The sequence below is a fragment of the Glutamicibacter sp. BW78 genome (genome assembly GCF_002332245.1).
In the GTDB taxonomy this organism is placed as follows: domain Bacteria; phylum Actinomycetota; class Actinomycetes; order Actinomycetales; family Micrococcaceae; genus Arthrobacter_H; species Arthrobacter_H rhombi_A.
This window is the reverse complement of record NZ_NRGU01000038.1, coordinates 397,028-417,639: the sequence shown is the minus strand read 5'-3', so window position 1 is coordinate 417,639 and position 20,612 is coordinate 397,028. Positions and strand designations below refer to the sequence as shown.

21 protein-coding genes are annotated in these 20,612 nt (G+C 61.1%); 7 read left to right on the top strand and 14 right to left on the bottom strand.

The features are described from left to right. Positions 1–27: 27 nt before the first annotated feature. The 6 genes from CIK75_RS12245 to CIK75_RS12220 all read right to left on the bottom strand — a co-directional run bounded on the left by CIK75_RS12245 (position 28) and on the right by CIK75_RS12220 (position 7,650). Positions 28–1,572, bottom strand: coding sequence for an ABC transporter permease (locus tag CIK75_RS12245; RefSeq protein WP_086999579.1), 1,545 nt, complete (start codon positions 1,570–1,572; stop codon positions 28–30). 262 nt (positions 1,573–1,834) lie between these two features. Beyond that, positions 1,835–3,622, bottom strand: coding sequence for an ABC transporter family substrate-binding protein (locus CIK75_RS12240; protein ID WP_086999577.1), 1,788 nt, complete (start codon positions 3,620–3,622; stop codon positions 1,835–1,837). 497 nt (positions 3,623–4,119) lie between these two features. Then, a complete protein-coding gene (locus tag CIK75_RS12235; RefSeq protein WP_342744384.1) occupies positions 4,120–5,034 on the bottom strand; it encodes an NADP-dependent oxidoreductase in 915 nt (304 codons plus the stop codon). Between the two features lie 157 nt (positions 5,035–5,191). After that, positions 5,192–6,052 (bottom strand): alpha/beta fold hydrolase, encoded by an 861-nt coding sequence (locus CIK75_RS12230; RefSeq protein ID WP_086999573.1) that lies wholly within the window; start codon positions 6,050–6,052, stop codon positions 5,192–5,194. Continuing rightward, on the bottom strand, positions 6,049–6,888 hold the full coding sequence (locus tag CIK75_RS12225) for an arylamine N-acetyltransferase (protein WP_086999571.1): 840 nt from the start codon (positions 6,886–6,888) through the stop codon (positions 6,049–6,051). The genes CIK75_RS12230 and CIK75_RS12225 overlap by 4 nt, the downstream gene beginning before the upstream one ends. Positions 6,889–6,957: 69 nt before the next feature. Next, the gene (locus CIK75_RS12220; protein WP_087000029.1) at positions 6,958–7,650 is read right to left on the bottom strand and encodes an SDR family oxidoreductase; all 693 of its coding nucleotides are present in this window, start codon (positions 7,648–7,650) and stop codon (positions 6,958–6,960) included. 973 nt (positions 7,651–8,623) lie between these two features. Between CIK75_RS12220 and CIK75_RS12210 the strand changes: the two genes are divergently transcribed. From CIK75_RS12210 to CIK75_RS12200, 3 genes are all read left to right on the top strand, one after another. Then, positions 8,624–9,313 (top strand): GntR family transcriptional regulator, encoded by a 690-nt coding sequence (locus CIK75_RS12210; RefSeq protein ID WP_086999568.1) that lies wholly within the window; start codon positions 8,624–8,626, stop codon positions 9,311–9,313. A 534-nt stretch (positions 9,314–9,847) separates the two neighbouring features. Then, complete coding sequence (locus CIK75_RS12205) at positions 9,848–10,954, top strand: catalase family peroxidase (protein ID WP_096224382.1); 1,107 nt, start codon at positions 9,848–9,850, stop codon at positions 10,952–10,954. Continuing rightward, positions 10,944–11,546 carry a cytochrome b gene (locus CIK75_RS12200; protein ID WP_096224381.1) on the top strand — a complete coding sequence of 201 codons (603 nt, stop codon included), beginning with the start codon at positions 10,944–10,946 and terminating at the stop codon, positions 11,544–11,546. Before CIK75_RS12205 ends, CIK75_RS12200 begins: the two co-directional genes overlap by 11 nt. Positions 11,547–11,630: 84 nt before the next feature. Here CIK75_RS12200 and CIK75_RS12195 read toward each other — a convergent pair whose 3' ends face one another. The 5 genes from CIK75_RS12195 to CIK75_RS12170 form a co-directional block, all read right to left on the bottom strand. Continuing rightward, complete coding sequence (locus CIK75_RS12195) at positions 11,631–12,032, bottom strand: isoprenylcysteine carboxylmethyltransferase family protein (protein WP_198962440.1); 402 nt, start codon at positions 12,030–12,032, stop codon at positions 11,631–11,633. A 447-nt stretch (positions 12,033–12,479) separates the two neighbouring features. Next, a complete protein-coding gene (locus CIK75_RS12190) occupies positions 12,480–12,722 on the bottom strand; it encodes a hypothetical protein (protein WP_143413345.1) in 243 nt (80 codons plus the stop codon). Positions 12,723–12,926: 204 nt separating this feature from the next. After that, positions 12,927–13,340 carry a PD-(D/E)XK nuclease family protein gene (locus CIK75_RS12185; RefSeq protein ID WP_096224378.1) on the bottom strand — a complete coding sequence of 138 codons (414 nt, stop codon included), beginning with the start codon at positions 13,338–13,340 and terminating at the stop codon, positions 12,927–12,929. 188 nt (positions 13,341–13,528) lie between these two features. Then, positions 13,529–14,191, bottom strand: coding sequence for a hypothetical protein (locus tag CIK75_RS12180; RefSeq protein ID WP_096224377.1), 663 nt, complete (start codon positions 14,189–14,191; stop codon positions 13,529–13,531). 808 nt (positions 14,192–14,999) lie between these two features. Beyond that, positions 15,000–15,440: a YtoQ family protein gene (locus tag CIK75_RS12170; protein WP_086999554.1), complete on the bottom strand. Its 441-nt coding sequence runs from the start codon at positions 15,438–15,440 to the stop codon at positions 15,000–15,002. A 285-nt stretch (positions 15,441–15,725) separates the two neighbouring features. Between CIK75_RS12170 and CIK75_RS12165 the strand changes: the two genes are divergently transcribed. Genes CIK75_RS12165 through CIK75_RS12155 form a run of 3 tightly spaced genes read left to right on the top strand, consistent with a single transcriptional unit; the run spans position 15,726 to position 17,758 of the window. Further along, positions 15,726–16,418 (top strand): histidine phosphatase family protein, encoded by a 693-nt coding sequence (locus tag CIK75_RS12165; protein WP_096224376.1) that lies wholly within the window; start codon positions 15,726–15,728, stop codon positions 16,416–16,418. A gap of 24 nt (positions 16,419–16,442) precedes the next feature. Then, a complete protein-coding gene (locus tag CIK75_RS12160; protein ID WP_096224375.1) occupies positions 16,443–16,991 on the top strand; it encodes a DUF3090 domain-containing protein in 549 nt (182 codons plus the stop codon). Next, positions 16,991–17,758, top strand: coding sequence for an SCO1664 family protein (locus CIK75_RS12155; protein WP_096224374.1), 768 nt, complete (start codon positions 16,991–16,993; stop codon positions 17,756–17,758). The genes CIK75_RS12160 and CIK75_RS12155 overlap by 1 nt, the downstream gene beginning before the upstream one ends. 199 nt (positions 17,759–17,957) lie before the next feature. Here the strand turns inward: CIK75_RS12155 and CIK75_RS12150 are convergent, their stop codons facing one another. Genes CIK75_RS12150 through CIK75_RS12140 form a run of 3 tightly spaced genes read right to left on the bottom strand, consistent with a single transcriptional unit; the run spans position 17,958 to position 19,052 of the window. After that, positions 17,958–18,479 carry an AAA family ATPase gene (locus CIK75_RS12150; RefSeq protein WP_158225965.1) on the bottom strand — a complete coding sequence of 174 codons (522 nt, stop codon included), beginning with the start codon at positions 18,477–18,479 and terminating at the stop codon, positions 17,958–17,960. Further along, positions 18,476–18,796 carry a HigA family addiction module antitoxin gene (locus CIK75_RS12145; RefSeq protein ID WP_087000027.1) on the bottom strand — a complete coding sequence of 107 codons (321 nt, stop codon included), beginning with the start codon at positions 18,794–18,796 and terminating at the stop codon, positions 18,476–18,478. The genes CIK75_RS12150 and CIK75_RS12145 overlap by 4 nt, the downstream gene beginning before the upstream one ends. Continuing rightward, positions 18,771–19,052 (bottom strand): type II toxin-antitoxin system RelE/ParE family toxin, encoded by a 282-nt coding sequence (locus tag CIK75_RS12140; protein ID WP_086999544.1) that lies wholly within the window; start codon positions 19,050–19,052, stop codon positions 18,771–18,773. The genes CIK75_RS12145 and CIK75_RS12140 overlap by 26 nt, the downstream gene beginning before the upstream one ends. Before the next feature lie 282 nt (positions 19,053–19,334). On the opposite strand from CIK75_RS12140, the gene CIK75_RS12135 reads away from it, so the two are divergent. After that, a complete protein-coding gene (locus CIK75_RS12135) occupies positions 19,335–20,411 on the top strand; it encodes a hypothetical protein (RefSeq protein ID WP_158225964.1) in 1,077 nt (358 codons plus the stop codon). The last annotated feature ends 201 nt before the right edge of the window (positions 20,412–20,612 follow it).

The following is a 20,612-nucleotide window of genomic DNA, read 5'->3' as shown; positions in this document are numbered from 1 at the left end:
CTGACGGGGTTTCTGGATTCGGCCTGCTCATGCTTTTACCCTTACGCGCGGATCGAGTACGGAATAGGCCAGGTCGGCGATCAAGTTGAAGACCAGAGCCAGGAGACCGGTCACCAGGAAGACGCCCATGACCGGGTTCGGGTCGGGTATCGGCAAGAGGGAAGCCACGAAGAGGTTGCCCATACCGGTGAAGGCGAAGACCCGTTCAGTGATGACCGCACCGCCGATCAGTCCACCAATATCGAAAGCCACCAACGTCGCCAACGGGATCAACGCGTTGCGGAAGGCGTGACGCATGACCACTGTCCGCTCCGGAAGACCCTTGGCACGGGCGGTTCGGATGTAGTCCATCTGCATGATCTCGAGCATGGACGCCCTGGAGTAACGCGAGTAGCTGGCCAGCGACACGAGGAGCAACGCCACGGTCGGCAGCAGCAAGTGGGTGAAGAGGTCAAGGTTCTGGATCCACCAGTTGCCCTCGAGGTTTGGCGTCGAGGAGCCGATGGTGGCGATGGGACGTCCCCTGACGCGGCCGTTGGAAAAGTAGCTCGGCCATTCCACCATGAAGCGATCCAGCATCACGAGCCCAGCAATGAAGAAGGCGCTCAGGGCGGCGGCGCGCATGGACTGCCCGCGGTCGTATCCGCCCATGAACCAGCCAACGACGCAACCAACCACGATGGTCGCGGCGAAGAGCCCCAGGACGCCCCAACCGGAAATACCCGAGAACAACGGGTTCAGCGCGTAATAGGCGATCAACCCGGCCAGGACCATGAGCAACGAGGAGTACAACGCCTTGCGGTTTTTCACTCCGGCGGTCAGTTGGGTTGCCAGGTAGGCGACGCCCACCCCGAAGAGGGCGATCAGGATCGGCCCCAGACCCGGGGACCTGAACCAACCCGTCACCGACAGGGCATACATCAGGCCAGCGGTGGCAGCGGCGCCGATGACGAAGCCGATGCTCCGCTGCAAGTAGTTCCCACTCATGAACAACACGACGACGATGCCCAGACATATGGAGGTGATCAGGATCGACATCGGACTAAAGACGGGGTCCCTGAGGAAGTCGTTGAACCCGATGGCGCCGAATTCCTTCAACAGGACGGCAATCCAGAAGATCGGCAGGGAGAAGAACAGGAACGCCATGAACGTCACCGAGTAGTCAAGGGTGCTGTACTGGCGCAGGGCGGTGATGATGCCCAAGCCGATGCCGATGACAATGGCCAGGACGGTCGCCGCGGTGATCAGCAGGATCGTTTGGCCGGCGGCGCGGCCGAGCGCATTCACGACGGGTTCGCCGTTGATGGCCTGACCCAGATCGCATTTGCCGACGAGGGGAACCACGCATTGGGCGGCCCCTCCGAGCCATTTGAAGTAGCGCAACGGGGCGGGCGTGCCCAGGTCCAGCAAGGCAACGCGTTGCTGGATCAGCTGGTCCTTATTCGGCGCGTTGCTCTCTCGCAGGTCACCCAACGGGTCGCCCGCCGCGGCCGTGAGTTGGTAGACGACGAATGAGGCGCCCAGGAGGATGAGCACGGCAGTGACGAGCCGCCGGATGATGTAGGTCACCATGAAATATAGCCTCTTGGTAGAAGATACCGGGGATCACCCGGCAGTACTTTTGCTGAAGTGTAGTTCACCTCACAGCACTCGGGAAGGAGGGAAAACCCAATCACTTCTCGTGGCCCGGTCAAGGAACTACGGGGCGGGCTATCTGCCCGACCAATCGGTGGAATCCCTTCCACCGGAGTTTGTAGCGGCACACTGAGACGCCGGGACCGTGAATCATGGTCCCGGCGCCTCAGCGGCACTTATATCCGGTTACCCGACGTAGCTACTTCTTCAGGTTCCAATCCCAGAAGTTCCACCAGACACCGGTCTGGTTGGACATGTACTTCACGCCTTCAACCTTCGAGTCATAGGCGTCAACGCCGACCGACTGGAAGAGCGGCAGCCCGTATCCCGAGTCCCAGATCAACTTGTCGATCTTGACCTGCAGGTCGGTCTGTTCCTTCTCATCGGTGGTGACGATGAGCTTGTCCATGAGCGAATCGGCTTCCTTGCTGGAGAACTTGTTGAAGTTCGATGCCGAGCCCGTGCCGAAGATCTGCGGGACACCGGTGACGCCGACGCCCGATGAAATCCAGCCGAAGATGGTGGCATCATAGGTGCCACCGCCCAGGGCACTGCCCCACTCGGAAGCTCCCAGACCACCATCGACGACCTTGAAGCCCGCCTTCTTCGCCGATGCGGCGATCAGCGAGTAAGCATCAGCACGGTTCGGGTTGTCCTTGCTGTACATGATGCGGACCTTCGGCTTCTTACCGTCAAGCAGCTTCTTGGCCTTCTCGATGTCGGCTTCTTGGTAGTCGGCTGAACCGTTGTTCTTCGCCGATTCCTCGTAGCCGTCGTTATCGGGGACGAAGAGCTGGGAGTCCAGCGGCTTCGCATCCGGGTTCAGCTTCTTGATGATCGTGTCGACGATCTGCTCACGCGGAATCGTGTGCATGAACGCCTTGCGGACGTCCTCGTCCTTGAAGACGCCGTTGTAGTTCAGGTCGATGTGGTCATAGGAGAGCTGGTCTCCCTTATCCACGACCACCTGATCACCCAGGGCCTCAAGCGACTCCAACGTATCGGCCGAGGCCTGCGGAGCGATGATATCGACTTCCTGGTTTTTCAGCGCCTGGACCTGGGCCGGTGATTCACCGATGTACCGGACGACGATCGAGTCGACCTTCGGCTCCGGTCCCCAGTCGTAGTCCTTATTCCGTACCAGCGTCATGGACTGGTCAGCGACGATCTTGTCGACGATGAAGGGACCATCCGAGAGGTAGAGCGACTCGTCGGAGGGCAGCGACTTGGTGTCGAAGCCCGTGTTCCAGAAGTCGGCGGCCTTCTTCAGCTTCGCATTCGGCTTCTTGGCGGGTTTGGCCGGATCGCCCTTGGGTGCGGTCTTGATGAGATCCGTGAGTTCCTCGGTCTTCATGCCGGACTTTTCGGCTACGACATGAGCAGCGCCCATCATGCCGAAGCTGGTTTCCCAGTCGGCGAAGGGCTCGGAGTACTTCAAGGTGATCGACCGGTTGTCGTCTCCGATTTCCGGGACGTCGGTCAGCGCCAGTCCGGAGGTGTCGCCGGCGTAGTCGAAGTAGTTGGTCCCGGCGGTGACTTCGCCCGCGTCGTCGGTCTTCGCATCATTGAAGTGACCCGACTGGATGGCCCATGCCAACATCATGTCATCGGCGTTCACCGGCTCCCCATCCGACCACTTGACACCCTCGTTGATGGTGTACTTCACGGTCAGCGGATCCTCGGACTCGACCTCGTACTTGCCGAACTTCTCGTTCTTCTGCACCTTCAGGTCATTGTCGATGTAGTTGAACTGCGACTGGGTGGTGTAGGCAATCTTGGAGTTGATATCCACATTGCCCTTGGCTGTGTTGTCGTTGAACGAGCTGAATGCGTTCACTTCGACGACACGAATCTCGCCACCGTTGCCTTCGCCTTCAGCGGCCCCGGACGACGAGTCGTTGCTGCCCGTGCTGGCCGCGCATGCGCTCAGCGCCAGGGCGGCGGTCGCACCAATCGCGACTGCCTTGGAAATACGTGTGAAACGCATTCCGCCTCCTTGAGTTAGGTGTGTTCTCCAGCCGAGCGATCCACTTGACTGCGACAGACCACGAGGAGTGGCCTGTCTCACATAGAGAAACCATAGACTGCGGAGGGGCCCCTTGGATATAAAAATCTCGCTTCAGATTCTGTTGTTATGGAGTCGCAACTTTGCGAGACGATGGTCACATTCATTCGAAGGGTCGCGACAACATCGATCCTCCCGCGAGAAATCAAGGGTCTGCTTCAGATTGGGGATTGTCAACTACTTGTCCCCGCCATCAAGCGGATCCTCGAAGATTTTGTAAAGCTTCCCAATCAATGACGGCGTGTCTCGCTGCCCATTTGACGCGACACCCGATCGTCGGTCTCCGAACCCCATATCGGTGACGTCGAATTTAATCTTTGCATGAGCGGTGGTGCGGTGATACGAGCCCTCTGGTCCGGAAGCGAAATCCACGCGAGGCCGCGCCCCTGGACGCGGCCTCGCTTCGGGGTGTGACCGGATTAGTCCGCGATGTGCAGAACGAGCTTCCCGCGGGCCGTTCCTTGTTGAGAGGCACTAAAGGCAGCAGCGGTCTCTTCGAGTCCGTAGACCCCACCGATCGCGACGTCGAGAGTCCCTGCTGCCACACGGGCCAGCAGCTCACCCAACCGTGGACCGTCGGGGCGGACCCATAGCCAGCGACCACCATGTTCGGTGACGGTCGGATCGGCGATCGACACGTGGCGGCCGCCTTCTTTCAGCACCGACAGCGTCGTTTCAAGGACTCCTCCCGCATAGTCGGCGACCTTATCGAAACCTTCGGGGGCCATTTCGCGCAGCCTCTGGCTCAACCCGTCTCCGTAGCTAACTGGGGTGACACCCAGCGCGGACAGCTTCTCATGGTTCGCCGCGGATGCGGTGCCGACCACTTCCGCCCCGGCGGAGATGGCCAGTTGGGCCGCCAAGGTACCGACGCCCCCGGAGGCTGCGTGAACCAACAGTCGTTCACCCGGGCGTAGGTCGAGCGCTTCGAGACTCCGCTGTGCCGTGAGCCCCGCCAGGGGCAGTGCGGCCGCAGTAGCATTTGGCACGCCTGCCGGGATCGCGGCAACATCCGCGGCGAAGACCGTCACGTATTCAGCGAAGGTTCCACCGGAGACCACCTGCTTTCGCGCATAGGCGGCGACCCGGTCACCGCTGGTGAATTCCGGGACGTCGGGTCCCACGGTGTCGACTACTCCCGCCACGTCCCATCCGGGAATGACAGGAAAATATGCATCCATGAGTCCATCAAGGCCCCCTGACATGATCTTCCAATCAACAGGGTTGACCGAGGCGTGAGTCACGCGGATGCGCACCTCCCCGGGACCGACCTTGGGCAGGTCCAGTTCGGTGAGCTCCAAAACGTCGTTGCTTCCGTACTTGCTATAGGTCATTGCTCGCATATGGCACCCAACTCTGGGAACGGCCCGGATATTCCTGGCGGCACACCGGGTCATTGCACGACCGGTACAGTCCCGCCTCAACGAGTCTCGACGAGCCGATCGTTCCTCGGAAAAAATCTAGGAGATAAGTCTCCAAGCGCGAAGTCCCTTAGAACGCCGCTTGACGGATTCGTCGGATCCAGTCCTTGAGGAGGATGTCGACCGGGCCAGGCTGGTCCAGATGCACGTTATGTCCAGCGCCGTCGAGGGCCATGTAGGTTGCGTGGGGGTATCTCTGCAGGAGGCCGATCTGGTCTTCGAATCCCACGATATGGTCCTGGCGTCCGGTGAGGATCAGCGTCGGACACGTCAGTGGCGGCGTATCGGGCCCGACCTCGTCATCGAGCCGATATCCACGGGCCAGGCGAATCCCCGCCGCTGTGTCTGCGGTGCGGATTCCCGGCAGTGCGGTGTCACGGAAAGCCGCCCACGATTCGGCGGATTGATACACCGTCATCTGTTCGAATTCATGGGCATCCGACGGGTCGAGCGACTGCAGAAACCCAGGATCACGGTGCAGGATGCTCCGCAGCGGCACCCTGCGGTCCCGCTGCCTAGGGTGAACCACGGGAGCCAGCAAGGCCAATCCGAGCACCTGTCCCCCGAACATCGAAGCGATGCGGCCGGCGAGAAGTCCACCGAGCGAATTCCCCAGGAGGGCGAATTCTTCATGACCCACCAGGTCGGAGATCGTCCCGCGGAGCCAGTGGAGGAGTTCGGGCAGTCCTCCCGGTTCTTCCAGCGCAGCTGTTTTCCCGAATCCGGGGAGGTCAAGGTAGATCCTCTCCCAGTCACCCGGTGTAGCCAGGCAGGGATCCAGTGGCAGAAGCAGCCGGTGGTCGACCCCATTGCCGTGAATTATCACGAGCGGAGTTCCGGTGCCTCGACGCTGGATCCAGGGTTTCGGGTTCGTGATTGCCCCGTCACTACGTGCTGGTTCCACGGCATCCGGTGCCGCAGCCCCTCTCATGGTGCCCACCCCTCAAGGACCCGCAGCAGCCTGTTTTGTTCGTCGCTGGTTAATGAGACCCCGAGCTCCCGGACGCCGTCCACGGCTTCGGCGGTAGTGATCGTTTCCTGGCGCGTGGGCTGGCTGTTGCGTCGGACGGTCCGGGTACCGGAGGTGACCGTGACATGCCCGTCGGCGGTGAATCGGGACGCGATCAATGCCCGGGTGAATGGCCCGGCGGTGGTACTGGTCGACGTGACAAGGTGCCCGGAACGCACATCTGCCGGTTGGACCTTCAAACCATCCGTCACGTGCTGCAGTCCGCCGTCGCGGTGGAGCGACCAGCGATCCACTCCGTCTTGGCTATCATGGCTGATGCTGAAGACGCGTCCGCCGTCGTTCCTGTGTGCACCGTGTTGCAAGGAAAGCGGCCCACGGATGCTGAAGCCGAATCCGGGATCTGTCAGGAACCAGGCCTCTTCGGTCAGGACGGCCACGGTCATATGGGTCCGCGTGTTGTATGGCGAGTGCACCCGACCCAGTTGCCGGCGGACGCGGTAACCGAGGTCTGCGGCGACGGCGGCAAATATTTGGGCGTGTTCAAAGCAGTATCCTCCGCGTCGACGGTCCACGATTTGCCGTTGGACGTTGACCGGTTCGACGCCTGGATGGCTGCCAAGCAATATATCGATGTTGGCGAAGGGGAAAGTTTCCAGATGCGCGCAGATCAGCCGTTCCAGGAACTCCAGTCCCGGCTTCTCCCGCTCGACGCCGACCGCGGAGAGGTAGGCATCGATATCAAAGGAATCCAGGTGCCAGGACGAGCCCGTCAATTGTGGATCTCGCGTGGTGGCCATGCTGATGAGGATACCGGTAACCGGCGGCGCCCAACTCGGGGCCGGGCGCCGCTTCTTTAGCCGTCGGGCTTAGCCGATGGCCTGAGGAACAGGGGTATCGCCATCGTAGAAATTCACCGTCTGGCGGATTGCCGAGTTGGCCGACAGCACCTGTGTCAGGACCTCGGCGACGTTTTCCCGTGAGGTCACTGCTTGGTCGCCCGAGGGCGCATGGCCGCTCATGGTGCCGTCGAAATCTGCGAGCACGATCTTGCCGCTGGCTGGCTCAAGGGTGAGCCGTCCGGGGCCAAGAATCGTGAAATCGAGACCTGACTGCCTCAGATGTGCATCGGCGTCGTGCTTTGCCTGCGCATAAGGATAGAACGCGTCCTCGGGGTCGAGCCGGTCGACGTCAACGCCGGCGCCCGCATAGGAGACCATGACGTATCGCTTGACCCCGGCCGCTTCAGCAGCGTCCATGGTGCGCGCCGCGGCCTCAAAATCGACGGAACGGGTCCGCTCCGGGCTGCCTCCGCCGGCCCCAGCCGAGAAGACCACTGCCTGTGCACCGGAAAACGCCTGCTTCAGGGCCTCGGCGTCGGCATTTTCCAGGTCCAGAACTACCGGGCTGGCTCCAGCGGCTTCGATATCGCTGGACTGAGCCTCTGAGCGGATCACGGATTCAACGGCGTAGCCGGCGTCCTTGAGTTTGGGGGCTGCCAGAAGGGCGATCTTGCCATGACCGCCCAGAATAACGACACGGCCTTTTTCTGCTGTAGACACACGTACCTCCGATTGCGCCGCTTTGGCGCCGAGAGCGTCCACCACCCGCGCCTCTGTTCGGGGTCCGGTGGCGGCTTCCACTGGGCACAACGTCTTGAGCCTCTGGTTATTCCTTCATCCCTATCCGCTACGCGCCAGGAGTCCTGGACTTTTGAATGTGGAGTTGAGGATCATGTCAACCGACGTCGCTTCGTGGGACGAGGTGCAAACCGTGTTCGGGGATCGCGGCATGGCCTCGCGCTGCCAGTGCCAACGCTACAAACTCGAGCCCGGCGAGTCCCTCGACACAGTGCCTGCCGATGAGCTCTGTCTTCGCCTACACGACCAGAGCCACAGGGAGCCACCACCAGGTCTATTGGCCTTCATGAATCAGGAACCCGTGGGCTGGTGCGCAGTAGCCCCGCGCCCCTCCTATTCCGCTCTTCTGCGCAATCCCAACCACACCGCGTGGCGGGGCCGTCACGAACAGCCTGAGGACACCTCCGTCTGGGCAATCAGCTGCTTCTGGACCCGGGCGGGATATCGCCAACAGGGTATTGCCAGTTCGCTGGCCATTGCAGCCGTGGCACACGCCCGACGTTGGGGGGCAAGAACCATCGAGGCCTACCCACGGATCACCGCTGAGGCCATCACGGTGGACCTCCATGTCGGCACGGCGCAGATGTTCAGGGCTGCCGGGCTGATCGAAGTTGCTCGTCCCAGCAAGTGCCGCTGCGTCATGCGGTCGAATATGCGCAGCGCCCGTCCGCGTAGGACCAGACGACGCGGCTCAATGCCTGATCCCCCGTGGGGAAACGCCCGGAAGATAGCGATCGGGGCGGAACCAGGGGCCAGCCATAACCGCGGCGGGGCAAGACCATGACCGGTTACAGACCCAGCCGATTTAGATTTCTAATACAATCTCCCTACGGTGTGAGTACGAGAACACCTCGGGCCGCTCGTGGCCTCAGGGAATATTCAGAGGAGATCGACCATGGTGATCGAGGACGCGTTGCCGGTACGCGGCAATAGCTACGTCGAGATTGCCTACGAGCACCTTCGTCGACTCATCCTCTCCGGCGAGCTGGCCCCCGGCAATCGTGTCACCGTCCAGCCGCTGACCGAATCGTTGGGCCTGTCCCCCACACCGATTCGCACTGCATTGGCCGCCCTCGAACGGCAAGGACTCTTGGTTGCCCAGGAGCACCGCGGCTACTTCGTCCCCAAGCTGGGACGTAAAGATATTCTCGAGATCTACGAGATCCGGGAGGTCATCGATAGCGTGGCTTCCCGCCGCGTCGCCGAGCTGGAATCCCGCAGCGATATCGTCGCCGCGTTGGAAGAACTACTGGTACAACAACGCCACGCCGTGTCAGAGGGCGACATCTCGGCCTATCGAGACCTCGATCTGGCATTTCATAAAGCCATCTGGCAAAGCTCGGGGAACCATCGCTTATTGTCCTTGGCTGAAAACCTTTTGGGCCAGGTCCGCATCGGGAACAACGTGTCCTCCCGCGTTCCCGGACGTGTTCAAATCGCCCTCGAAGAACATGCCGCCATCATCAAGGCCCTCAAAGCTGGATCGCCGCAGGACGCCGAGAACGCCACCCGCGCGCATGTACGCGAAGCCAGTCGTGCGCTGGCAGACTATCTGGCACGGCTCGAGGACCGCCCCTCCGCATAGCGGGCCGACAGCTGCACCACGCCGGATCGTTGACACCCTCCTTCTCTGACATTACAGTTTAATTTAATCAAATCAAGAATAAGATCTGTAATTGACACTTACGTTTTGTGGTCATTGACCATCACAGAGGTTCAGGAAATCCGCTGTCTCTCCGCCACCCGTATCGACGAATGACCTTCATCCCAGACGACCGCCACGGTGGTTACCCAACCACCCACGTCCCCGAATTGTTCTGGCCGACGCCCCCAGAGCCGGACCGGAAGAAGAACCATCTGCGGGCAGCCCGCCTCGACAGTTAAAGCTGACCCGCCCCTCCCCTATCGCCTCCCCACCGGACCAGCTCATCCAGATCGCAGACGATCATTTGGGCGCCCGCATCCTGGGTGGCACCCTCTGGGGGCTCCACGCCGTGGCACGCAACTGGGAAAGCGGATTCATCAGCATTTTCTACGCAGACGCCCGGCGAGCTCGCGTTCACCAATCCGCCTATTAGGCGCCGCAGCTAGACCAAGTCACGAATGGAGCAGATCAACAATGAACGACGAACGAAGTCCCACCCACTCTCCCTTATCCCGGGCCGTTAGCCGCCGCCAGGTCCTCCTAGGACTTTCAGCGGTTGGCGGGATCGGTGCGGTAACGGTCGGCGGATACGGCTACGCACGCGGTGTACTCACGCCCCAAGAGCTGACGTCTTCACGCTTTGCTGATCGGTTCGAGACGGTGTTCGGTCAACATGACGGTTTCCGGCGAAATCACGCGAAAGGACTCAGCGCTTCCGGGTACTTCACGAGCAACGGAGCCGGCGCGGCCGTGTCCACAGCGGCGGTCTTCAGCCCCGGCAGAATTCCTGTGACCGGTCGGTTCTCACTCTCCGGCGGTCTACCCTGTGCACCGGATGGCGACGCCGTCGTCCGAGGAATGGCTCTGCTCTTCAGCCTTCCCAACGGTGAGCAATGGCGTACCGCCATGGTCAACATTCCCGTGTTCCTGGACAGCACCCCACAAAACTTCGTCGATCGGCTCCTCGTTTCCAAACCCGACCCGGAGACCGGGAAACCGGACCCCCGGAAGCTGAAGGAGTATTTGTCAGACCACCCCGAAACCGTTGCTGCCATGAAGCTCGTCCACCAGCAGCCACCTAGTTCCGGGTTCGAGAACAGCACGTTCCACGGACTCAACGCCTTCGGTTTCACCAACGAGGCCGGCAAAACGGTTCCGGTTCGGTGGAAAATGCTGCCCGAACAACCCGTGAAACCAGCAACCCCGCCGCAGCCATCGGGCCAGGACTACCTTTTTGAATCACTCATCCGTGCCACGGCGGACACCTCCTTGCAATGGCGTCTGATCCTCACCATCGGCGAACCCGAGGACCAGACAAACGATGCGACCAAACCTTGGCCAGATGACCGGAAAACAAAAGATGTGGGCACCTTGACCCTCGACTCCGTGCAGACCGAAGACCGGGGCAATGCCCGAGACATCAATTTCGATCCACTCATCCTGCCAGAGGGCATCACGGCTCTAGACGATCCCCTGCTCAACGCACGCTCCTCCGTCTATGCGCGGTCCTTCGCCCGACGCACCAGCGAGTCGAAACAGCCGAGCAAGATCAAGGTGGAAGAGGTCCTCGATGAGCACTAAGACAAACTATCCACCCGAACGTTTCGCCCTCCCCTCCCGGCTGCTTCACTGGACCATGGCCATCCTGGTGGTGGCCCAGCTCTTCATCGCCGCCGTCATGATGGCTTCCCTCGTCTACCGACCACTCCTATTGGCCATCCATAAACCGCTAGGCATCATCATCCTGGCCCTGGTGCTGATCCGCATCGTCTACAGGATCTTGCACCGGGCCCCTCCGTTCATGAGTTCCATGGGGCCCGTGGAACGCCAGGCGGCAAAGTATTCCGAATTATTGATGTATGCGCTGCTGCTCATCCAACCCGTCGTGGGCTGGGCCATGCTCTCGGCCGCCGGGGATCCGATCGTCCTCTTCGGGCAATTCCAGTTGCCGGCGATTGCCCCGCACAGCCCCCTGGTGTTTACGATCCTGCGGCAGACACACACGATTCTGGCATACCTGCTGTTCGCAGCTTTCACCGCCCATATGTGTGCCGTCCTGCTCCACACCCTCGTTCTGCGGGACAAGCTCTTGCATCGAATGTCCCTCTGGCCCTCCCGTCAAGACACGGCCGTTGCCGAAGATCCGACAGCCGAGGAAGAGGTGGCGAAGTAGCCGTGCGGAGAGAGTATGTAGGCGGGCGGGGCGGTGACCGTTCCATGCGCTAGGTTCAGACCTATAACCAGGCCGACCACCGGATCAGGAAGCCTCCCGCCCAAACCCCTTCAACGAACTTCGGCCCAGCCAACGGGGCACCGAGCGACGGTAGCGGCTGTAGTCGGCCCCGAACTTCGCGCCCAACGCGGATTCTTCGGCGGGGATCTGCAACCGATCGATCACCAGGACGAAAACGGCCACGGGCAGCACAGCGATGGTGGATCTACGCAGGATCGCTTGGGACACCAGCAGACCAGCCATGCCGACGTACATAGGATTCCTGCTCAGCCGGTTCGGGCCGCTCACGATGAGGGACGTGGGGGCTTCGACATCGACCGGGTCGAAGCTCGTGCGCTGACGCAGGAATTCGCGCAGACTCCCCACGGCGAGCGATCCCGACGCCAGAGAAACGGCACCAGCGAACACCACAGATATCGGCGACACCTTCCGGTGACGAGACACTAGATATTGCCCGCTCAGGCCCGCAACCAATGCTGTGGGAGGAATCGGGACCATGCTCATTTCTCCGCTCCAAACGTGTATTCACTCCGGTGGAACACCAGGTTTCCTAGTAGACCAATCTCTCCGATGTCCGACCAGCAACATTTGGTATCAGTTCGAGAACGAGGCACAACGCTGGGCCCCGAGCTGGGAAACCGCCCGGACATCCCGGAAGTGTCAGGCACCCGAATCTAAACTGCGACGTAGCCGCCGAGTCCACCCGGGCATCGATTAATCCTGCGAGGAGGGCAGATTTTGATCGCTCCCCATGAGACTCACAATCTCGTCATGACGTCTCGTATCGGAATTCTCAAGCCCGTCGAGCACCTCACTGATGATGACGTTGCTCTGCCGAACTTCACGGGTCTGCCCGCGAGTGACAAAAATATGTTAGTAGTCGACTGACACCTCAGGTACCGTCTGCCTCGAGTTTGGGGCCGGCTCATTGGCAAACCATGCAGAGGGGCCGAATTTGAGCTGCAGCGGACTCTCACCGAAACGCTCACGCGCTTGAACAGCCAGGTCGTTCGCGAACTTTTCTGCCGCGACGTCCTGCCGTTTCGCCTGGTATCTTCGCGCTTCGCCCGTCGCGCACATCGCGACGACGAAACCGATCACATCTTGCTCGTCCACGGGTCCCCTCCCGACCGAAAACCTCTGATGCATTTGGTCAATGAGCGAATAGGCGTCCGGGCTTCGCCGCCGGTATGCGGTGTCATGATCAATAACTTCGCGAAGCCGCTCGATCAACACGCTGTAAGTGAGGACTGGCGCGTTCTCCCAGCCTTGCTCTGCAGCGCTTCATCACCGTCGCGGCAGAGGAGCACGACAACGCCTCTACGCCCGTCGCGTAGGCCGTAGGCCGTAGGCCAAGTATCCATCGTAGCTATGGGCATGGCCATCGGAGGTGAAGTAGTTCTCAACAACGGGCACCGTGGCATCGCTCTCGAGCACCAGATCGGCAATGTCCGTCGGCTCGTCCACCGCCGCGGTGTTCACTTCGTGCCGGCCCCAGTAGCCGCTGTCTGGAAGCGGTTCTCCACCGGTCTTCTGAGAATTAACCTCGTCGATGAGGATCTTCATGAAGGTGCCACCGAGGCGGTGCGAACCGTCAGCTTCCAGAAGCCACCTGGACACATTGGAGATCTGCTTCTCGTGGAATCCGTGATGCATCACGTCGAAGACATTGAATCCTGGCTCCAAGGATCTTCCGAACACCGGAAGCATGCCCGTCACGAGAACGTTAGTCATCGCGCCTCCTCCGGTGCGTGCGGCCCATGGCACCTAGTGACGGATCCTCCCTATGAATGTCATCGGAGGTTGTTAATTCGCGGTTATGCTCATCGCAGCGTCATGCAATCGACCCGGCTCTATTGAACAGACCAGAACGCATGCCGAAGAACGCGCGGGATCCGGCCTTACGTTGACCCGCTGCCAGCTCATGGTTGAGCGTGAACAGCTTGGCCAAACATCCAGTGTGCCGTGTTGATGAGTTCCATCACCGCTCCCTCTGACATCCCTTCCACTCCGGGGACATAGATCCAGCGGTGGCGGCGGTTCCAGAACGGTCCCACGGCTGGTGAGATACGCCCGCGCAATTGCCGAGGCATCCGTTGATTCACATTGACGAACCCCGGCTGCGTCAACGGCATCACGGCGCGAAGGGTGTAATTACCGCTATGTTCGGCGCGCACCATCATGCTCCTGGCTGGCACGAAATCCTGCCAGGGAATCGGACCAATACCGCGCAGCGTCATTCCACGAGCTTCAAGCCTGACCCCTTCGCGTTCAAGATCAGCGAACTCGAGTTGCCGCCGATACGTCGTAATCAGTAGGGCCAGCCCTCCGAAGAGCATGGCGTAAACCGAGATGATGCCGAAAATGGTCATCCCCGTGACCCGGAGACTCTCGGCAGGCAGAACCACGCCCAAAGCGATGGCCATACCCAAGCCGACCAGACTCACGAGCCCGATGAGTACCAAGAACAACCATCGTCTCGCCGTCGACCAGCCGGCGGGCTTTCCCGCCATCGTCACTGCCTCAGTGGTCTGCAGCTCTTCCAGTGCCCGAATGAACGCCCTTGAATTCTCCACATCGACCACGCTACAACAAGGCTCTAGGACGGCCGTCGTCCCTCGGCATATGTACCGTTTTCAGGGCAGTAGCGCACGGGTGGCAAGGTCTGCACCAGCACTGTGACCGCAGCTTCAAAGGTGCTTTCCACAACGTCCGCATCTTCAAAACCGACTCCTCTCATCCGAGGTGATCTGCCCTGACGGCTCGCACCGCCGGCCAGAGGATGCATCCGCCTGCCCTCCCCGAACTAGACGTTGAAGCGGAAGTCGTCCGGGATCCGGCCCGAAGAAGCCCCAGGGGGCTACAGACCTCGAGTCCAGGCCCCGGGCATGTCCGGGCCCGGGAAGTCGACGTTGCTCGCAGCGCTTGCCATTCGGAGACACCTCACCGGTGCTACGGACTAGGACAACTGGCAGCTGCCGGGAAGTATCTGGGACGAGTCGAGAACCAGAGTGGGTTCTATGATCGGTTCGACCACGTGGTGCTGCTGAGTACTCAGGTCGAGGCTCTCATCGAACGTATCGCCAGGAGGACGAACAGCCCGTTTCGGCGCACGAGTGCACAGCAGGATGAGGTGCGCCAGAACATGAGGGACGTCGAAGCGCAGCTACGGAGCGGCGCGACCAGCGAGCTTTGTGGGCGTCAGTCCATCGCCACGTTGGCCGACGCCTTCGAAGCACTCCAATAACCCGGTCGATCCGGCGTGCACGCAACAGCAGCACAAAGTTCATGCATCACGGTCCGATGCCAGCCCAGTTTCAAAGGTTGAACCGGAACGCGGCGATACGCTGAAGCTGGAAGTCGACCGCGTTACCGCACCAAGCAACCGCTGGCTTATGCCTTGAGTACGTACTGCAGTGTCTGTACCACCTGATCGGTGGTCTTGCACCAAGCCTGGGCTTCGGCGTCGACCTCCTTGAGTGGATGGACGATATCTTCGTCGTGCAACGTCATGTATGGCTTACCCAGCGCGGCGCAGTAGCCGGCATCGAAGGCTGCATTCCACTGTTTGTACTTATCCCCGAAGCGCACCACCACCAAATCACTCTGTTCAATCAACGTGCGCGTACGAATGGAGTTGACCTTGGAGGACTGGTGATCACGCCAGAACTGGCTGGAGGTCTCCCCGAGGTGGTCACCCGCGGCGTCGCTGGCAGGGTGATCGGTCACCGGCGAAGTAAATTCCACGTCGAGCCCGAGAGCCTGTGCACCACGCTGGATCTCGTCACGCCAGTCGGAGTGAATCTCACCGGAAAGATAGACGGAAAAAGTCATGGTTGGATGCTCCTTCATAAATGTCGAATGGACCCGAAATTGGCCCTTCAGCCAACCATCCAACAGAACGAGGGAAAGTTCCAACGGCCGGCCGAAGATGACAAGCCCTGGGTTCCTCGCCACTGCGGTACGAGGTCAGCCAATGTATGCCCGACGCCAGGGAGGAAGTCGACCCCGACACGTCACGGGCCACCCCCTCTGGTCATCCCGTCCATCGCATGAACTGTCAACGCGTGTCCCCGCACGGTTCACACCCCTCATCTAACGGGTGACTAGGCTGGGTGGATGGCGACAGTTCTTCTCGTGCGGCACGGCCGCACCACAGCTAATGCCACTGGCCTGCTAGCCGGCCGAGCCGCCGGTGTCAGCCTGGACTCGGTCGGGCGTGACCAGGCCGCTCTGACCGGGGACCGGATCGCGCCCGTGCCTATCGCCGGGGTGGTATCGAGCCCACTTGAGCGTTGTCAGCAGACAGCCGCGTACATCCTCGAGCGCCAGACGGGCGCGCTGAAGACATTGGTCGATCCGGCCCTGACAGAGTGCGATTATGGCCAATGGCAGGGCCGTGCACTCAGCGATCTAGCGACCGAGGATTTGTGGCCGTTGGTACAGACCCAACCGTCCGCCGTCGTCTTCCCGGACGGCGAATCAATGGCAGAGATGCAGGCCCGGTCAGTGGCAGCAATTCGACGTCATGATGCAGGATTCGAAGCCGAGTACGGCCCAGAAGCCGTATGGGTTGCGGTCAGCCACGGTGACATCATCAAGTCAATCCTTGCCGATGCGCTTGGCATGCACCTTGACCTGTTCCAGCGTATTAACGTCGGCCCCGCCTCTGTATCGATCGTGCACTACGGGACGAGTCGGCCGAACGTCTACGCGACCAATACCCACGCGGGCGAGCTATCGTGGCTGACTACCACCACTCTTTCTGGTGATGCCCCGGTGGGCGGCGGTGCAGGACAAAAGGCGCCATGAACCACATGCGCCTAGAATACTGACATGGCTACACGTGTTCACGAGTTCGACTGGCCCGATCGGGTCGTCGTTGGCACCCTTGGCCTTCCGGGGGCGCGTACTTTCTACCTGCAGGTGCGCACGGGAGCGCAGATCGTCAGCATCGCCCTCGAGAAGCAGCAGTCTGCTCTGCTCGCGGAGAAGATCGACGAAATTCTCGACCAGCTCATCACCATCGAGGGCAACCCCTTCAGTGTTCCCACGAACACTCCCGTTGAATTAGTCGACAATGACCAGCTCGAGGCCGTCCAGGAGCAGTTTCGTACCGGAGCTGTGGGCTTAGGTTGGGACCCGACCACGGCCCAAATCGTCATGGAGGCTTACCCCATCACTGATGCTGATGGCAACGGTGAATGGCTTGTCGAGGATGACACTGACGACCCGGAAATGCTTCGGGTGCGAATGCCGGTCGGCACCGCCCGCGCGTTCACCAAGCGCACCCGCGAGATCGTGGGGGCTGGTCGTCCGATATGCCCGTTCTGTGGTTATCCCGTAGACGCTGACGGGCACAGCTGTCCCACTCCCGAGGTCTGATGGCGACGCCGGACCTCGCGACAGCCGAGCTGACTCTCACCGGTCGCATCACGACGGCGTCCAACGCTACGTTCCTCGGCACCATCGGCGATGTGGTGGTTGTCTATAAGCCGATAGCTGGAGAAACTCCGCTCTGGGATTTTCCGCAGGGGCTCTTGGCTCATCGGGAAGTGGCCGCATATCTGGTCTCGCAGGCTCTCGGCGGGGACATCGTGCCGCGCACTTGGCTGCGCGATGGGCCGATGGGCGAAGGAATGGTGCAGCTCTGGCAGGAGCGGGACCGATCCCAAAACGCTGTCGACCTGGTCACCACGGACGAGGTTCCCGAGACAGGCTGGAAACACGTTCTTGAGGGGCGCGATGAAAACGGACGGAAGGTCGCGCTCGTTCACGAAGACTCGCCGGCGCTGAGGCGCATGGCGGTATTCGACATCATCGTCAACAATGCCGACCGCAAAGGGGACCACATTCTTGCGATGGCTGGCGGTCGTCGACACGGTGTGGACCATGGGCTCACCTTCCACAGCGACCACAAACTGCGGACGGTGCTGTGGGGGTGGCTGGGAGAAGCCCTCACCGACGATGAACGCGACGGCATAGGTCGCGTCAGCGAGGGGCTTCAGGGCGGGCTGGGCCAAGAACTGGCGGACTTGCTCAGCGTCGAGGAACTCGCATCTCTCGCTACACGTTGCACACAGCTGCTCTCAGAGGGCAGGTTTCCGGCCCCACGCGGTGAGATGTCTGCGGTGCCTTGGCCCCTTTTCTAAGGCGCCCCACTGGCTCCGCAAGCTGAGTCCCCCGGAAGTGAGGCCCCACAATGAGCACGGCATTATTTCGTCGTGACACGGGTGGCAATAAGCAGGGGGCCGCCGTCAAGAACATAGGTTTCAGGCAGACCGGAACCTAGACGTTGAAGCGGAAGTCGACCGAGTTCCGGCACGGAGAACCATCAGCGACGACGTCGTCTCATGTCGAGTCGAGGCGCGCGGTGATCGCGGCTGCAACCTCGTCCGCAGACTGCGATGTCGTGTCGAACTCCAAGACTGCATCAGACCACGCCGCATAGTCAGCGCGCCGGCGCTGCACGTCCGACCAAGACGGCTCGCCGACATGGGCGAGACCGCGATCTCTGCCGCTGAGCCGCCGCTCGTGCTCATGCACATCGGAGATCCCGAGGTACACGAAGTCGACATGTGAACCTGTTCGCGAGGCCGCAGTGCGCCAGGTCTGCCGAGCCTCTTCACTGTCGTTGACAGCATCGACAACGACATCGTGACCGAGCCGCAGATTCTGTTCTGCCATCGCACGCGTTGCCTCATAAGCGGCAACGCCGACTTGCCACCCTGGTGGCAGACCGCAGGCAAGGATCGACTCTTCCACCTCGTCGACGGACAGGTGGACCGACCCCGTGCGCGCAGCGACGACCCCGGCGATGCTCGTCTTTCCAACCCCGGGGAGGCCGGAGAGCACGAGGAGGCGACCGGTCACGCGACCGCCAGCGGCGTGATCGCGGCAACCTTGTCTCGCAGCGCCCGCCGCTCGAGCCGCAGCTCGTAGTTGGACTGCAGACTCATCCAGAGCTCCTCGGACGTCCCGAAGTACCGTGCGAGCCGGATCGCCGTATCTGCCGTGATGCGACGCTTGCCGTGCACGATCTCGTTGATCCGGCGTGGCGGCACACCGATGGACACGGCGAGCTTGTTCTGTGTGATCCCGAAGCCCTCGATGAAGTCCTCCATGAGGATCTCCCCAGGGTGGATCGGCTCGATCATCTCGTTCTCAGTGGTAGTCGACGAGTTCGACATCATCCGCACCTCCCTCTCTCCAGACGAAGCAGAGACGCCATTGCGCGTTGGCGCGGATGCTGTGCTGCCCTCGACGATCACCGACGAGCCGCTCCAGGCGGTTCCCCGGCGGGATCCGGAGATCCTCCACGTCCTTCGCGGCGTGGATCAGCTCGAGCTTCCGCAGAGTCGCCCGCTGCACGCGGCGGTCAACGCCCTTGACGAACTGCTCGTGCCAGATTCGCTCAGTGTCCTTGCTACCGAACGACCTGATCACACGTCCAGTGTATAACGCGTCGCGTCAATAACGCTAGACGTTAAACCGGAAGTCGACCGCGTTTCGTAACCGAATAACCTCTAAAAATCGAAGCCCAGCCTTCTGATCAGCGTTCGCCTCGATCCGCCTCGGCGTGCCCTCTTTGGCCCGGGCGATCGGCCCACACGATTAGGCTCAGACCATACGACTCAAGATTGAGGATGGTGAAGCACCGTGTCCCACGGTAATGAGCTCAGGGGATTCGAAAGGATTCTGACGACCGAGGTCCATGTATCCAACCTATTGCAGGAGCTCACCGATCGCGATCCGACCCCGTGGGGCGAAATCATCGGCATGGTGCCCGTCACCAGTGACCGCGAGCGCCCGTTCGCGAAGCTCAAGGGGAGGAGGTCCGTACGCGGGACAATTGACCTTCTGCTTACGTCTTCTGATGGCGATGAGGTCGCGATCGAGGTCAAGGTCGCTCACCAGTTTTCAGACGGCCAGCGCAAGCGATATGAGGCCTCGAGCGACGGCAACCTCATCCTGGTCGGCATGGCGGCGGACAGCACACTGGTCAATGGCTACCCTCGATGGAGCTACCGCTCCCTCGCCGATGTCTTCAACGCCTGGTCGGGGTCATGCGACGAGGAGGCAGCGCTGCTTGCACGAATGGCGGCAAGGGCTATGCGGAAATGGGACACCATCGTCAACTCCGCCTTCCGCCCAGCTGTCGGGGCAGCCAAGCTCGGCGAACTCAAGGAAAAGTTTGTGGCGATCCTCGTCTCGCGTCAGCTCAAGCACGATCTGAATGAGCATGGGTGGCTGTCCCTCGCCGGCGTGTCGTCAGGGTCGAGTGGACTCGCACTGGTCCAGGGTTTTGCGGAATTGAACGGCGACGACGCCCGTTGCCTGATCGCCGAAGCTCGCTGGGTTGAAGGGCTGCGACAGATCAACTTCCGACTGGGCGTTGACTTTTCCGACTTGGACGAAACTCGAGAGTCTCGCTCCGAAGCATGGGCCCTCGCGAAAAACATGGACGCCGCCATCCGCGTCGACGCCTTCGCCTCGCACCTCAAACAGGTCCGGCCAGAATTGAGCGAACTCATCGTCTTCCGCGGTGGAGGCGGTCGGAGCAACCCGAACGACGAGATCTGGCTCCCTGTCGTCGAGCATGGTCTCAAGAACACAACTAGGAGATCCGTGAAACCGGGGTTTGTCGGCGACGGGGCCCTCCGGTTCGAGGCATCGGGCCAGATCCGGGCCAACTGGATAGACGCCATCGACGTGCGTGACCTGATCGACGAGGCACTCAAGTACCTCTGTTCGAGGTTGCCGGCTGGATATTCGGCTCCCGGCATCGCCCGAATCGGCTCCTGAACCCGCCATTCTTCTTGGCGCAGAGAGCGTCTCCGAAGGCTTGGAGCGGGGTAGGACTCGTCATGATGGACGCCAGAAGTTAAAGCGAAAAGCGGAAATTGACCACGTTCCGTACTCGAATAACCTATAGAAGCGATGGCCACGTGGTCTACGCCGCGACATCGGCAGCTACTACTAGCACTAGTTGCACCTCCACCAAGG

Bases quoted from the DNA above. Each gene is read 5' to 3' on its own strand.
- CIK75_RS12185 (WP_096224378.1), bottom strand. From the start codon at position 13,340: ATGACTAACGTTCTCGTGACGGGCATGCTTCCGGTGTTCGGAAGATCC.
- CIK75_RS12200 (WP_096224381.1), top strand. From the start codon at position 10,944: ATGAGCACTAAGACAAACTATCCACCCGAACGTTTCGCCCTCCCCTCC.
- CIK75_RS12245 (WP_086999579.1), bottom strand. From the start codon at position 1,572: ATGGTGACCTACATCATCCGGCGGCTCGTCACTGCCGTGCTCATCCTC.
- CIK75_RS12230 (WP_086999573.1), bottom strand. From the start codon at position 6,052: ATGAGAGGGGCTGCGGCACCGGATGCCGTGGAACCAGCACGTAGTGAC.
- CIK75_RS12170 (WP_086999554.1), bottom strand. From the start codon at position 15,440: ATGACTTTTTCCGTCTATCTTTCCGGTGAGATTCACTCCGACTGGCGT.
- CIK75_RS12225 (WP_086999571.1), bottom strand. From the start codon at position 6,888: ATGGCCACCACGCGAGATCCACAATTGACGGGCTCGTCCTGGCACCTG.
- CIK75_RS12235 (WP_342744384.1), bottom strand. From the start codon at position 5,034: ATGACCTATAGCAAGTACGGAAGCAACGACGTTTTGGAGCTCACCGAA.
- CIK75_RS12240 (WP_086999577.1), bottom strand. From the start codon at position 3,622: ATGCGTTTCACACGTATTTCCAAGGCAGTCGCGATTGGTGCGACCGCC.
- CIK75_RS12160 (WP_096224375.1), top strand. From the start codon at position 16,443: ATGGCTACACGTGTTCACGAGTTCGACTGGCCCGATCGGGTCGTCGTT.
- CIK75_RS12145 (WP_087000027.1), bottom strand. From the start codon at position 18,796: ATGTCGAACTCGTCGACTACCACTGAGAACGAGATGATCGAGCCGATC.
- CIK75_RS12155 (WP_096224374.1), top strand. From the start codon at position 16,991: ATGGCGACGCCGGACCTCGCGACAGCCGAGCTGACTCTCACCGGTCGC.
- CIK75_RS12165 (WP_096224376.1), top strand. From the start codon at position 15,726: ATGGCGACAGTTCTTCTCGTGCGGCACGGCCGCACCACAGCTAATGCC.
- CIK75_RS12205 (WP_096224382.1), top strand. From the start codon at position 9,848: ATGAACGACGAACGAAGTCCCACCCACTCTCCCTTATCCCGGGCCGTT.
- CIK75_RS12210 (WP_086999568.1), top strand. From the start codon at position 8,624: ATGGTGATCGAGGACGCGTTGCCGGTACGCGGCAATAGCTACGTCGAG.